Here is a 13,641-nt window from a genome sequence, read left to right on the forward strand (position 1 = left end):
TTTATTCCGGCGGACAGGTTCGGTTTATCCGCTGATGTTATGTTGCTTCAGTTTACGCCACAGGGTGGTAGGACTGATGCCGAGGATGGCCGAGGCTTTGGTTCTGTCGCCATCCGTTTTTTCAATCACGCTCGCGATCAGCTGTTTCTCCTGTTTTTTTAGCAGATCGCTCTCATCCGCGACCACCGCGAGGTCAGCCACAAGAGACACGCCCTGGTGACAGGGCGGTGAGAGGTGACTGATCTGCTGCAATACCGCTTTATCCACCGTATCACCCTCCAGCAAGACGATGAGGCGATAAATGACCGCCTGCAGCTCACGGATATTGCCTGGCCACTCATAGTTCTGTAAGCAGTTCACGGCATCCGGGGTAAAGGTGAGGTGCTTGTTCTGTTGCTGCAGAAGATGGTGAATCAGCACCATAATATCTTCAGGTCTTTCGCGTAATGGCGGGAGCTGCAGTTCAAGAATATTGATTCGGTAATAGAGATCCTGGCGGAACTCCCCGCTGGCGATGAGCTGACCCAGATCTTTATTGCTGGCGGTGATCAGGCGAAAATCGGCTGAGAGCAGGCTGTCGCCACCAAGACGGGAAAATTGCTTCTCCTGCAATACGCGCAGCAGCTTCACCTGGACCGACAGCGGGGCCTCACTGATCTCATCGATAAATACCGTTCCGTTAGTGGCCATTTCAAAGACCCCGGGTTTGCCTCCCTTCCGCGCATTGGTAAATGCGCCTTCGGCATAACCGAAAAGTTCACTTTCCAGCAGGCTCTCCGGAATAGCCGCGCAGTTGATGGCGATAAAAGGACCATGGCTGCGGGCGCTGACGTGATGAATACTCTGAGCAAACAGTTCCTTCCCCGTGCCGGTATCCCCTAAGAGATGGACCGGAAGATCATGCTGAGCGCACAGCCTGGCTTTTTGTATCACCTGATGCATGATCGGCGATTGCGCAATAATATTGTCAAAAGAATAGCTGGTGGCGTAGCCGCGTAATTTACTTTTTTTACTGTTAGTCTGCTGCCAGAGTGTACTTTCCTGGCTTAAGCCAGTGATAATGGCATAGGTGTTTTGGCGATTGGAAAAATGACGGACTGAGATACAAACAAGTGTGCCATTAATTTCGATAGTTTGCTCTTTGATGTTGGACTCATTAATCATGCTGGCATAGATATCTTTAAAAGCTTCTTTTTTAAAGATTTTGTCACCTACCTGACATTGAAATAAGGTCATGCCGATAGCATTGATATTAATGATTTCACCCAGTTGATCAACACACATAATGCCTTCGCGTGATTGATTCAATGCCGCATGGCTCATGACTAACTTTAAATTTTCCCGATTAATATATTTTAGTAAGCCATGAGCTTCATTAATGGCTTGTTCAATGGAATTATTGTCGGCGTCGCCTTCAATAACGTTGAGATTGTATTTCTTGGCCATTTCGGCGACAGTCAAACCACCAATGACCATATGATAACCATTTTCTGATAGATTTTTTATAACATTTTCAATGTCATGGTGATTGTAGACCTGGCAGATTTTAAACTCGTCGTTGGTCATGCTTTGGTAATGCCGCAGCGCCCGGCAAAACTGAGGGAAGCCAATGGCGGCAATTTTCTGTGATTTATTCTTGGCTTCCTGCAGGATGCGGTATACGCCATGAAAATCATGGGCAATTTCGATAACCGGAATAGGGATGTTATTGCGAAGCAGGGCCGCAGTGCCGCCCCGGCTAATAATGATTCTGGTGCCGGACTGGATCATTTCATTAGCTTTATTGAGAACGTCAGAATAACGAAATTCATAGACGGGGATTTCCAGTTTACGCTCAATAAGAACATTCATTATCCGTTGGGTAATGGTGCTGGAAACTGAGAAGATGACAATTTCATTATTCTTCATACATTATTCACTTATCGGCTCAGGATTGGCTAAAATCATTATAATTTTAAGGCGCAGATAAATAATGACGAAGGTCATAGAAGAGGGGTTTTATCATACCAGCCATACGCCTGGAAAGGCGTATGGCTGGTGGCTTGCGAATTAGAAACGCAGACGGCGATAAACAATCTGTCCGTTACAGATAGTGGCGCAGTTATCGAGGTAGCAATCACCCTCCAGGGTTTTTCCCCGGGTATCTTCAAAGGTGATCTTATCTTTGCGTAATTTCACAATGGAAATATCGGCAATAGCGTTTGCCGCCAGGGTACCAATCTGCCCCTGCATTTTCATCAGGCGAGCCGGCGTGGCGGTCACGGCGCGGATAACGTCAAAGAACGGCATGCCCATATTGAGATATTTCGACATCACATGCAGCAGGCTATAGACCTTATCAGTACGCAAGCTATTGCGCAGGGTTAAATCGGTACTGATGATATCAGGGTAGAATCCCTGCTCCATCGCCGATTGCGCCACCTTGAAATCAAAGTGGGCGACACCGTTTGAACAATCGAAGATCACCCCCCGGGACTGTGCTTCTTTGATGGCGGCATACACCAGCCCTTGTTCGTTGAGAATGGAATGACCGGTACCGTGGAAACAGTGCGCATAGATGTCACCCTCTTCAAAATAGCGGATCAGTTCATCTGCGCACAACAGGGAGTCGGTGACATGCACGCAAATCGAGGTTTCCAGTTTGCGTGCGAGGGCGACCGTGGCTAACAGCGGATCGCTGGCATACTGTCTGCCTCGGGCGATATCCTGGCTATAGCGTAATTTCAAACCCAGGATGTTGTCTCTATTGTCATTCAGCGTCTGGGCAATTTTTTCCTCGTTGTAATTGGCCGGATTGGTATTTTCAAGGTAGCCGGTGGGCCCGCCACCGAGGGTGGAGAGGCCAACATTGACCACGTTTAAATAGCTCTTAATTTTCACCATCGCCGGATGGATCACGCTATTACGAAATAGCGAATAGTTGACCCATCCGCTGCTCCCGGCATCGACCATGCTGGTGACGCCGTTGGGTAAACAGACGATGTCAGGGTTAACGCTAATCGCCGTTCCGCCATGGAAAACATGGCCATGAAAATCGATGAGGCCGGGAAGAATGATACAGCCCGACGCATCAATAACGGTTTCAGCCTGCAGGTCGCTATGATGAGAAATATCAACGATGCGGTTACCCTTAATACCAATATCGGCGTTGATATAAGTACGGTTTTCAATATCGGCGATCTGGCCGTTTTTAATGACTATATCCAGTTTCATTTTATGCTCCTGTCAGATGCCGATAAGCTTCCAGTAAGGAATACCGATTAAGAAGAAGATTAACACGTTCACCACAACCATAATGGTGCCGAGCATCCAGAAGGTTTTCTGTGGCACGTAGCCGCTGGAGAACGTAAATACACCAGCCCCATTGCCATAGTGGGTCAATAACGCGCCATAGCCTGCGGAGAAGGCCAGGGAGAGCGCGACGTACATCGGATGTGCCTGCGTGGTCATACCCAGGGTAAAAAGTACCGGATAGAAAGAGACCACAAAGGCGCTGTTTGAGACGAAAAAATAGCGGACCGCCAGGCTGATAAACACCAGCACGGCAATCGCGCTGATTTCACTCAAATGCGAGAGATCGAGATAATTTTTAATCACGTCGACCAGGTAAACATAGAAGCCCCCTTTTGACAGCGCCACCGCGCAACCGTAGAAGGCGCCGTACCAGACAAAGGTCTGCCAGGCTGATTTTTCGCTGACCACGTCATTCCAGCTCAGGACGCCGAAAAGCAGCAGACAGGCGAGGAAGGCGAGCCCTACCGGAATAAAGGCAATACCGGTGATAGACCCGGTCATCCAGCCTAACACGCCGAGAATAAAGAACACGATCAACAGCTTCTCTTCGCGTTTTACCGGGCCTAATTCATTGAGGCCTTTTTCCGCAATTTCGTTCACGTTCTCAATAACTTTGAGTTCCGGGGCATAGATTTTATACAGGATCCAGGGCGCCAGAATGAGCACCAGTCCCGCCGGGACAACGGCGGCTTTAAACCAGGTCATCCACTCAAGATTGACCTTCATAATTTCATTGGCTAATGAAACGGTGATCGAGTTGGTGGCCATCCCGGTCAGGAACAGGCTGGAGGTCCCCATCGAGACGACGTACATCAGGATAGTCAGATAGGCACCGATTTTGCGGCTACCGTCGTCGGGCTTCGAGCCAAGCGCTTCGGCGATATTCCTGAAAATGGGGTAGGTGATCCCTCCCGAACGCGACATGTTTGAACCGGTCGCCGGGGCCAGCACCGTGTCGGTGACCATCATCAGATAGCCGAGCGTCAGGGTATTTTTGCCGTAGCGTTTGAGTAACAGATAAGCAATGCGTTTACCTAACCCGGTAATGACAAACGCTTTGCAAATAATAAAAGCGCTGATAATAAACCATACCATCGGGCTGCCAAATCCAGCGAATAGCGGACCGGGGTCGAGTACCAGAGAGGCGAATCCCAGAATAATCAGCATAATCACCGCGTCGGTAAACGGGCGTAAAACCAGGCCACAGAGCATGGCCAGATAAATGCCAACCATATGCCATGTCGGGGCGGCAACGCCTTCCGGATGCGGTATTATCCAAAATAAAACAGGGAAAAAGATAATCGGCAAGAGTTTTAAATAAAGCATTTTTGTTACCTTTGCTTTAAGGCCACGGCAGATAAACCACCGTGGCTTATATTATTTAATCGAATTAACGATACGTGTCGTCGATAAATGCGACGCCCGTTGCATCCAGCGATTTTTTAACCCATTGACGATTGGCGGTACCGTTTTTGGCGGCGTCCACTTTGCTGGCATCGAATTTGGCGTACTCTTTCGCTTTATCCAGCACCGTTTCTGCATCGCTTAGTGGGATGACAATGACGCCATCCGCATCGCCGACAATTAAATCGCCAGGGCAGACAGCGACGCCGCCCACGGCAATGGGGGTATTCACTTCCCCGGGTCCCATTTTGAAAGGGCCTGCCGGATTCGAGCCTGTGGCATAGAGCGGAAAATCAAGCACTGATAGGGCGTCGATATCGCGAATCGGCCCGTCCAGCACGATACCGGCAATTTTCTTCATGTGGTGGGCATACGCCACCATGATTTCGCCCATCAATGCCCGCGAGCGATCCCCTTCGTTGGAGACCACGATGACGTCATTTTCCCCCGCCATATCCAGGGCGGCATGGAGCATCAAATTGTCGCCGGCGCGAGCTTTTACCGTAATGGCGAAGCCGGCCATAATCGGTTTTTGGGGTGAGGAAATACGCTTGATGCCGTTGCCTAATACCGCGATACGGTTCATGGTGTCAGCAATATTTGCCGCCGGCAGGTGCTCATATTCTTTCAGCAGGGCAATATTTCCCACCGGACGTTTTAAAAATACACGGTTACCAATAGTCATCTCTTGCTCCTTAAAAACCTGGGACCGGCCAGGACGGTTTTTTACCCGATAACACTTCGTCAATGCCGATGGCGGAATGAAGAGACGCCCTGTCGGTTGCTTCGATAGTGGCGGCACCGATATGGGGGCCGATGACGATATTGCTCAGCGCGAAAATAGGATCGTTGGCATCGAAGGGTTCTTTCTTCAAAACATCAACACCGGCGCCGGCGATAATTTGCTGGCTTAAGGCGTGATAAAGCGCGCGCTCATCGACGAGTTTGCCGCGGGCGGTATTAATGAAATAGGCGCTGGGCTTCATCATCGAGAACTGTTTTTCGCCGACGAAGTCGGTGGTTTCCGCTGTTGTTGGGCAGTGCAGCGAAACGAAATCACTCTCTTTGAAAATTCGGTCGAAATCGTCAGTCAGTTCGACACCCTCGGGGAGCTGCTGCTGCGTTTTATAGGGATCATAGGCAATGACTTTCATATTAAAGCCGTGCAATGCTTTTAACGCGACGCGCGAGCCGATATTTCCTACGCCAATTAAACCCAGGGTTTTACCATCAAGTTCAACTTTCGGGGTGCGCAGTTTTGCCCAGTAATAATCTTCAAGCATTTTTTCTTCGACCAGCTTGAAATTACGTGAGCAGTGCAGCATATAAAATATGGTCAGTTCCGCAACTGACATGCTGTTGGCTATCGGGGCATTTAATACCACAACGCCATGACGTTTGGCGGACTCCAGATCTACGGTATCGTAACCTGCGCCATGGCGGGCCACCACTTTGAGCTTTTTAGCCGCTTCAAAAACGCGGTCGGACATTTTTGACAGGCGCACGATGATTCCGTCGCAGTCGCCGATATCGCGGATGATATCTTCCTCTTCCATCCCGGAACCATTAATTAGCTGATAACCCCGGCTTTCCAGATACTCTCTCCCTTCGGCCATGATCTCTTGCGGGAGTAGAATTTTATACGTCATGTCAATTTCTCCAGTGTTGTTTACGTGGAGATAAGTGCATGCCCTATGCCACAACTTATTTATAGTGTGATAATTTTTATAATATATTGAAATTAAAATGATTTTTATTTTGTTAATTAATGGTGAATTGTTTTTATGTTGATGAGTATCACAAATTTATATTAGGGGTTATCGTCGGTTTTTTTCATTATGAAATGGCTGGATTGCAAAATTAAATAACGGTGTTATGCATTTCACATTGTTGCTCGACAGGGCATTGGCAGCCAGTGATTGACATTTTGTTTGCGGTTAACTAAAACGATGGCGGAATGAATAAATAAAAAGGGGGTATTGACTATGAATAATGCCCAGATTGAAATGTTCAGTGTTATGGTACAAACGGGGAATATTCATCATACAGCACAACGTTTTGGTATCGATGCCGCGTCCATTACCACCAGTATTTGTGCGCTGGAAAACGAGATTGGTTTTAATCTCATCGTGCGAGGGAAAAATATCAGGAAGGTAATATTAACGGAAAAGGGAAAGGCTTTTTACAAACTCACGCCAGAGATCCTTTGTATCCTGAATGCTATCGCCACGATTCGTTGCGCCCAGAACCTGGTTGAATAAGCCCGGCGTAAATCGGCCGGGCTGTTACGTGATGTTAGTTCAACCCAAGAAAATACTGGGCGATTTTGAAATAGATAATCAGCCCGGTGCCATCAATCAGCGTAGCGATAAACGGCGCGGAAACCACCGCCGGGTCGATGCCGATCCGCTTAAGCACCATCGGAATGATCGACGAGACAATCGCGCTCCACAGGGTAATACATACCAGCGTCAGGCTGACGATCAGCGTGATTTCCATGCCAATCCCCATCATCCAGGCGCGCAGGCAGCCCGCCAGACCCAGGGTCAGGGCAATCAGAAACGAGGTCGACACCTCTTTGCGGATCACCCGCCCCATATCGCGCAGCCGCACTTCCCCCAGCGCCATCGAGCGCACCAGCGTCGAGGTGATCTGCGTTCCGCTATTGCCGCCGGTGCCGATGAGCAGCGGAATAAAGAAGGCGAGGGCGATGGCCGATTCCAGCGCCTCTTCGAAATGCTGCAGCACGCTGCTGGTATAGGCTTCGGCCACGAACAGCAGCAGCAGCCACACCGAGCGCTTCTTCCACAGCGTCCACGGGCTGATCTCGAGGTACGGTTTTTCCAGCGGCAGCGTCGCCCCCTGCAGCTGGGCGTCTTCGGTGACGTCATCCTCCAGCAGATGGGCGATCTCCTTTTCCATCAGGCAGCCGACCAGCTCGCCTTTATCGACAACCGGTACCAGATCGAGGCCGCGCTCGGTGAGTTCGGCAATCACCTGCGGGCGCTCGTCGTCAGGTTTGACGCGAAACAGGCAGCTGTCCATCAGGTAGCGGATAGACTGCCCAACATCCCCTTCCTGCAGGAGCTTTTTGACCGACAGGCTGCCGCGCAGTTTCCTGCCGGCGACGACAAACACCTGGCCGGGAATATCATCGCTGTCCAGCTGGGAGATAAAGTGTTCGCGCGCCTCATGGACGCTGAGATGTTCCTGCAGCGTAATAAAATCGGTACGCATGTACTGGGCGATCGCATCGCCGTCGAAGCCAGAGGTCGCCTGATGGGCGGCGCAGAGTTGAATGGAAGACATGATTAAAATCCCTATAAAAAATCACTCATAGGGGCGAACAAGACAGGGTTAGCGCAGGCAGATCCCTACGTCCTGGTTTTAGCACTGCATAACGTATCTGAACGGTCATGACCGCCAGAAGTTACCTTGGCAACACCTTGATTCGATGGAAGCCTGTATTTCCCTGAGTGGTCTCTCTCGATACCAACAGGGCGGTAACTTGTATTTATGCAGGAGCCTCGCCATAACGAGATCGTTAAATGAGGCGCCATTATTGGCGAAGAGGGATAATTCACAAAGCGTATAGTTTATGTGGTTTATCAACTGTTGATAAACCACCCAAGAATTTTCAAATAATTAATCATCCGCTAAACACTGCAAATGCCCATGCCGCACGCCGCGCTGGGCAATCACGTCGTCGGCAAAATGCTGTACCTCGGCCATGTCACCTTTCAGCACCGCAATCTCCAGGCAGTCGTCATGACTGATATGCACATGCAGCGTGGCGACGGAGAGATCGTGATGATGATGCTGGGTGGCCACCAGCCGGCTCGCCAGTTCGCGTTTCTCATGTTCATATACGTACGACAGGACGGCATACCCGCGCCGTGATTCCGGCGACGCAGGATCCTGGTTGAGGGCGTCGCGCAGAATATCGCGTACCGCCTCCGAGCGATTGTGGTAGCCACGGCGGGCGCTGAGCGCATCGAGGGCGGCCAGCAGGTCATCATCAAGGGTCAGGGTTACGCGCTGCATGGCATGGCCTCGTTTAGCAGAGTGGCAGGAAAAGGGGGGAGCACCGCTTGCTGGAGCGCCTGTCCGGCAGGGGAGTGCAGGCGCAGCGGTAAGCTGACCGTCGCGGTTTCGACGATGCGCCCGTGCTCCATCACCAGCACTCGCTGGCAAAAGCGCTCCACCAGCCGCAGGTCGTGGGTGATGAACAGGCAGGCGGTGTCAAACTGCGCCTGCAGACGCTTCAGCAGGGCGATAATCTCCGCCTGCAGCAGCAGATCGAGATTTGAAACCGCTTCATCCAGGATCAACAGCTGCGGCCGTACCGCCAGGGCGCGTGCCAGGCAGACGCGCTGCAGCTGTCCGCCGCTGAGCTGCGCCGGGCGCTTATCGAGCAGCGACGGCGCGAGGTCGACGGCCAGCAGCATCTCTTCCACCCGCCGCGAACGCGCCTCACGCGACAAGCGTAACAGATGGCGTAGCGGCTCGCTGACGATCTCGCGCACCGTTTTGCGCGGATTCACCGCGCTGAAGGCATCCTGAAATACCAGCTGAATATCACGGCGGAAGGCGCCGATGGCCTCGCCCTTGAGGGCAGTCAGCGGCGTGCCGCGCCAGGCAATATCACCGTGCTGCGGCGTTTCCAGACCCACCAGCATCCGCGCCAGGGTGCTTTTCCCACAGCCGCTGCGTCCGAGCAGGGCCACCGTTTCGCCGGGGGCGATGGCGAGATGGATCGCATGCAGGACCCTGCCGTGGTGAGGATAATCGTGACTCACTCCGGTGACGCTGAGTAAATTCATGGTGTTTTCTCCAGGCCGTACAGCGCCAGATGCGCGGCCAGCAGGCGCTGGCTGAGCGGGTGCCGCGGGGCGCTAAATAGCGTATTCACATCGCAGTGTTCAACGAGGCGACCGTTCTCCATGACCGTCACGTGATGCGCCAGCCGCGCCACGACGCCCATATCATGCGTCACCAGCAGCAGCCCCAGACCGCGCCTGGCGACGATATCCGCCAGCAGATCGAGAATGCGCGCCTGGGCGATGGCATCGAGATCGGTCGTCGGCTCGTCGGCGATGATAAAGGGCGCGCGGCTGAGCAGGGCGAGAGCGACCATCATCCGCTGCAGCATGCCGCCGCTCATCTCAAAGGGGTAGCGCTTCAGCAACGCCCGCGGATTGTCCAGACCGACCTCCTCCATCGCTGCCAGCAGCACGGCGTCATTTGTTTCACGACCCGCTGCCCGGCAGGTTTCCCGGGCGTGCGCGGCCATGGTCTGCAGTGGATTAAAGGCGCTGCGTGGGTTTTGCATGATGGTGGCAATAGTCGTGCCGCGCAGTTGTTCGCCGTGCACCGGAATGCCGTCGAGCAGCACCCGGCCGGCGGTTTGCCTGACGCCAGGCGGCAACATGCCCAGCGCGGCGGCGCAGGTCAGCGATTTTCCGCAGCCACTGCTGCCGAGCAGCGCCAGCACCTGCCCGCGGCGCAGGGTGAAGGAAACGTCGCTGACCAGCGGTCGGTCAGCGGCAAGCGAGATCTGTTCCAGTTGGATCTTCTGCGGCATCAGTGGCTATGCTCCGCGATCAGGTGGGGATCGAGACGATCGCGCAGCGCGTCGCCCAGCAGGTTAAAAGCCATCACGCTGATGAACAGCGCCAGCCCCGGCCAGACCATTTGCAGCGGCTGGGTCCAGATATACTGTCGGGCGTCGTTGATCATTACCCCCCATTCCGCCGTCGGCGCGCTGACGCCGAGACCGAGGAACGACATGCCGGCCACGTGAAGCATCATATGTCCGATATCCAGCGAGGCGAGCACCAGCAGCGAGGGGATCACCGCCCCGGCCAGATGGTCGCTGAACAGCCGCCACTGGCTGGCGCCGCTCAGTCGGGCGGCGAGGATAAATTCGCGCTGGCGCAGGGAAACCACCAGGTTACGCACCATTCTGGCATACCAGGCCCAGTGCGACAGCGCAATGGCGAGGATCACGTTGGTCAACCCGGTACCCAGCACCCCCACCATAAAAAAAGACAGGATCGAGGTCGGAAAGGTCATAAACAGTTCGGCGAGGCGCATCAGGCCGCGGTCGGCGCGGCCGCCCAGCAGCCCGGCGCAGCCGCCGACCGCCAGACCGATCAGCAGCACCAGCAGCAGACAAGCCATCACCGCCCCCAGCGAAACGCGGGTGGCGGCCAGCAGGCGTGAGAAAATATCCCGGCCGAGATGATCGGTGCCGAGCCAGTGCGCTGCGCCCGGCGGTAGCAGCCGCTGCTGAAGGTCAATCGCCGCTGGATCCCAGGGCAGCCACCAGCCGCTGCCGATGGCGATGACTGCCAACAGCGCGATAACCAGCATGGCCAGTTTTACCGGCCAGCGAAAGCTTTGTAGCCATCTCATGCGCTCACCTCCTCGTGGCGGCGCAGGCGCGGGTCGAGCGCCGCGTTAAGCACATCCACCGCCAGATTAGCCAGCACGAACACCGTCACCATCATCAGGGTAAAGCACTGGATCACCGGGTAATCGCGATTGAAAATGGCGGAAACTGCGTAGCGGCCGACCCCGGGCCAGGCAAAGATATTTTCGATAATCATGGTGCCGCCGATCAGCTCGCCAATGTGCATGCCCATGGCGGTCACCACCGGCAGGGTGGCATTGCGCAGGATATGTCGGCGCTCCACCTGGCGCGCGCTCAATCCGCGTAGCCGCGCCCATATCACGTGACGCTGGCTGGCGGCGTCCAGCATGCTGGCGCGCAGCAGGCGGGCGTTGATCGCCAGCGACATAAAGGCGATGGAGACGGCGGGCAAAATCAGGTGCTGCCAGTCGCCATACCCCATCGCCGGGAGCCACTGCAGATGCACGGAAAAGAGCATCACCAGCAGAAAGGCCAGCCAGAAGTTCGGCATTGAGACGCCAAGAAAGGCAATCAGCCGTACCACATAGTCCGGCAGGCGATCGCGATGGCGCGCCGCCCAGATGCCCAGCGGCAGGGAGGTGACGAGGATCAGCGCCAGCGCCGCGCCGGTGAGCAGCAGGGTGGCTGGCAGGAAGTGCAGCAGGTCATCCAGCACCGGGCGCTGGGTGGCATAGGAGAGACCGAAATCCAGGTGCAGCGCCCGCCACAGCCAGTGCAGATACTGCATCGCCAGCGGCTGGTTGAGCCCCAGCAGCTCGCGGGTCGAGGCAACCATCTCTTCAGTGGGCGGCAGGTTCGACAGGCGTAAATAATCCAGCGCCGGGTCACCGGTGCCGAGCCGCAGCAGCAGAAAGATGATGGCGGAGGCGGCGAGCAGCAGCGGGATCAGCAGCAGCAGGCGGCGTAAAATATAGCGTAGCATTATGGCGTTACCGGGTTAATCTGATCGAAAGGGATCTCGGTGGTCACCGGGGCGAACGGGATCTCCCCGACCTCCTGGTGCGCAACCGACATCAGCGAGACATAGCTGATGGGCAGATACACCGCGTCCTGATGCAGGCGGGTCAGCACATCGTGGTACCGTTTTCTCCGCAGCGCCTCGTCCCCCGTGGTCAGTACTTCGCTAATCTCTTTATCAATCAGCGCCTTGTCCGGCAGGCCTCGCTGGGCCTGGTAATCCGCATGCGACGGGACGCGCATCGAGCTTAAAAAGGCATGCGGATCGTAGGGCGCGCCCCAGGTGCGATTGAAGATCATACCGAAGCGGCCTTCGCGCTGGCGGGCGTAAATGCTGCTCTCCTCCTCACCCACCAGGGTGACCTGGACGCCGACCTGCCGCAGATTGGCCTGAATAATTTCGGCCATTGATTTAGCCAGCGCGTCGGTGCCGATAAACGCCAGCTCAATCGCCAGCGGTTGCCCGGCTTTTTGTCGCCAGGGCTGGCCATCCGGCTGCTGCCAGCCAGCCTGCTCCAGCAGGGCGCGGGCTTTTGCCGGGTCGTAACGGCGCGGCGTCAGATCCTGCGGCGCGTAGGGGACCGAGGGGGCAAACAGGGTGTCGGCAACCTGCTGGGTGCCATACAACACGCTATCGACAAGGGTCTGTTTATCGACGGCGTAGTTGAGCGCCTCACGAACCGTCTGCTCGCGGGTCGGGCCCTGGCTGGCGTTCAGCGCCAGCATCACCGTTTCCACCGGGGCGGACAGGCGCGCCACGTAGCCGGGGTGATGGCGAAAACGTTCGAAGGTGTCCAGCGGCAGCAGCCCTTCGTCACCGTAGAGCATATCGATTTCCCCGGTTTCGAACGCCACCGCCCGGCTGGTGGCGTCGGGGATCACCTTGATGGTGATTTGCTGCAGTGCCGGTTTGCGACCCCAGTAGCGCTCATTGCGTACCAGCACATCGCGCTGATTGAGCTGCGAGCTCGCCAGTCGCCACGGACCGGTGCCGATCGGGGCTTTAATGCCCCTGGCGGTGCCGCCATCGATAAACTGCGAGGGCGCGATGAAGCGGAACGGGCGGGGCAGGGCCAGCTCTTGTAGTAAGGGCGCGTAGGCGCTTTTCAGAGTGATCTGCAACTCAGTGGCGCTGAGCGCCCGCACGTCGGTGATCTGGTTGGCGAGCTCAAGCCAGGCATGGCGTTGGCGGTTGGCCAGCACCGCCTGGAAATTGGCCGCCGCGGCCTGGGCGTTAAACGGTTCGCCATTGGAGAAGGTCACATCGTCGCGCAGGGTGAACCACCAGGTTTTACCATCGGCGGCGTGACGCCAGCGGGTCGCCAGCCAGGGCTGTACGCTGCCGTCAGCCTGATACTTCACCAGCGGTTCATAGACCATGCTTTGGGCAAACATCTGGTTGGGTGTATAGAGATGGGGATTCAGCGGGCCGACGTTAACCGGCCAGGCGGTGGTGAGCTGGTGCGGCGCGGCCTGAGCCAGTAAAGGGACGCAGGCAACCAGCGCCAGCAGGGTGAGGCGGATAGTAGACAAGACGGTGATCTCAGCGA

General features: G+C 55.1%; 13 protein-coding genes and 1 riboswitch. Of the genes, 1 reads left to right on the forward strand and 12 read right to left on the reverse strand.

Going from position 1 to position 13,641, the window contains the following annotated elements; all coding sequences use genetic code 11:
• Positions 1-24: 24 nt before the first annotated feature.
• The 5 genes from CW267_RS01550 to CW267_RS01570 all read right to left on the reverse strand — a co-directional run bounded on the left by CW267_RS01550 (position 25) and on the right by CW267_RS01570 (position 6,347).
• Positions 25-1,908: a sigma-54-dependent Fis family transcriptional regulator gene (locus CW267_RS01550; RefSeq protein WP_008806940.1), complete on the reverse strand. Its 1,884-nt coding sequence runs from the start codon at positions 1,906-1,908 to the stop codon at positions 25-27.
• Between the two features lie 141 nt (positions 1,909-2,049).
• Positions 2,050-3,213, reverse strand: coding sequence for a metallo-dependent hydrolase (locus tag CW267_RS01555; RefSeq protein WP_064170592.1), 1,164 nt, complete (start codon positions 3,211-3,213; stop codon positions 2,050-2,052).
• A 12-nt stretch (positions 3,214-3,225) separates the two neighbouring features.
• Positions 3,226-4,620 carry a DASS family sodium-coupled anion symporter gene (locus CW267_RS01560; protein WP_004204936.1) on the reverse strand — a complete coding sequence of 465 codons (1,395 nt, stop codon included), beginning with the start codon at positions 4,618-4,620 and terminating at the stop codon, positions 3,226-3,228.
• A 64-nt stretch (positions 4,621-4,684) separates the two neighbouring features.
• Complete coding sequence (locus CW267_RS01565) at positions 4,685-5,383, reverse strand: methyltransferase (protein WP_100781144.1); 699 nt, start codon at positions 5,381-5,383, stop codon at positions 4,685-4,687.
• A 10-nt stretch (positions 5,384-5,393) separates the two neighbouring features.
• Entirely contained in the window at positions 5,394-6,347 is a 954-nt protein-coding gene (locus CW267_RS01570) for a hydroxyacid dehydrogenase (RefSeq protein ID WP_012540370.1), read from the reverse strand.
• Positions 6,348-6,683: 336 nt separating this feature from the next.
• On the opposite strand from CW267_RS01570, the gene CW267_RS01575 reads away from it, so the two are divergent.
• Positions 6,684-6,959 carry a LysR family transcriptional regulator gene (locus CW267_RS01575; RefSeq protein ID WP_004204933.1) on the forward strand — a complete coding sequence of 92 codons (276 nt, stop codon included), beginning with the start codon at positions 6,684-6,686 and terminating at the stop codon, positions 6,957-6,959.
• A 34-nt stretch (positions 6,960-6,993) separates the two neighbouring features.
• Here the strand turns inward: CW267_RS01575 and CW267_RS01580 are convergent, their stop codons facing one another.
• From CW267_RS01580 to nikA, 7 genes are all read right to left on the reverse strand, one after another.
• A complete protein-coding gene (locus CW267_RS01580) occupies positions 6,994-8,007 on the reverse strand; it encodes a magnesium transporter (RefSeq protein WP_012540371.1) in 1,014 nt (337 codons plus the stop codon).
• A gap of 56 nt (positions 8,008-8,063) precedes the next feature.
• Positions 8,064-8,245: riboswitch (M-box (ykoK) riboswitch) on the reverse strand.
• Between the two features lie 98 nt (positions 8,246-8,343).
• A complete protein-coding gene (nikR, locus tag CW267_RS01585) occupies positions 8,344-8,742 on the reverse strand; it encodes a nickel-responsive transcriptional regulator NikR (protein ID WP_023340798.1) in 399 nt (132 codons plus the stop codon).
• Positions 8,730-9,521: a nickel import ATP-binding protein NikE gene (gene nikE / locus CW267_RS01590; RefSeq protein ID WP_012540373.1), complete on the reverse strand. Its 792-nt coding sequence runs from the start codon at positions 9,519-9,521 to the stop codon at positions 8,730-8,732. The genes nikR and nikE overlap by 13 nt, the downstream gene beginning before the upstream one ends.
• A complete protein-coding gene (locus CW267_RS01595) occupies positions 9,518-10,282 on the reverse strand; it encodes a nickel import ATP-binding protein NikD (protein ID WP_008806946.1) in 765 nt (254 codons plus the stop codon). The genes nikE and CW267_RS01595 overlap by 4 nt, the downstream gene beginning before the upstream one ends.
• Positions 10,282-11,115, reverse strand: coding sequence for a nickel ABC transporter permease subunit NikC (gene nikC, locus CW267_RS01600; protein ID WP_012540374.1), 834 nt, complete (start codon positions 11,113-11,115; stop codon positions 10,282-10,284). Before nikC ends, CW267_RS01595 begins: the two co-directional genes overlap by 1 nt.
• Positions 11,112-12,056 (reverse strand): nickel ABC transporter permease subunit NikB, encoded by a 945-nt coding sequence (nikB, locus tag CW267_RS01605; RefSeq protein WP_016161924.1) that lies wholly within the window; start codon positions 12,054-12,056, stop codon positions 11,112-11,114. The genes nikC and nikB overlap by 4 nt, the downstream gene beginning before the upstream one ends.
• Positions 12,056-13,624 carry a nickel ABC transporter substrate-binding protein gene (gene nikA / locus CW267_RS01610; protein ID WP_100781143.1) on the reverse strand — a complete coding sequence of 523 codons (1,569 nt, stop codon included), beginning with the start codon at positions 13,622-13,624 and terminating at the stop codon, positions 12,056-12,058. The genes nikB and nikA overlap by 1 nt, the downstream gene beginning before the upstream one ends.
• Positions 13,625-13,641: the final 17 nt, after the last annotated feature.

This window comes from Klebsiella sp. X1-16S-Nf21 (genome assembly GCF_002837615.1).
Classification (GTDB): domain Bacteria; phylum Pseudomonadota; class Gammaproteobacteria; order Enterobacterales; family Enterobacteriaceae; genus Klebsiella; species Klebsiella variicola.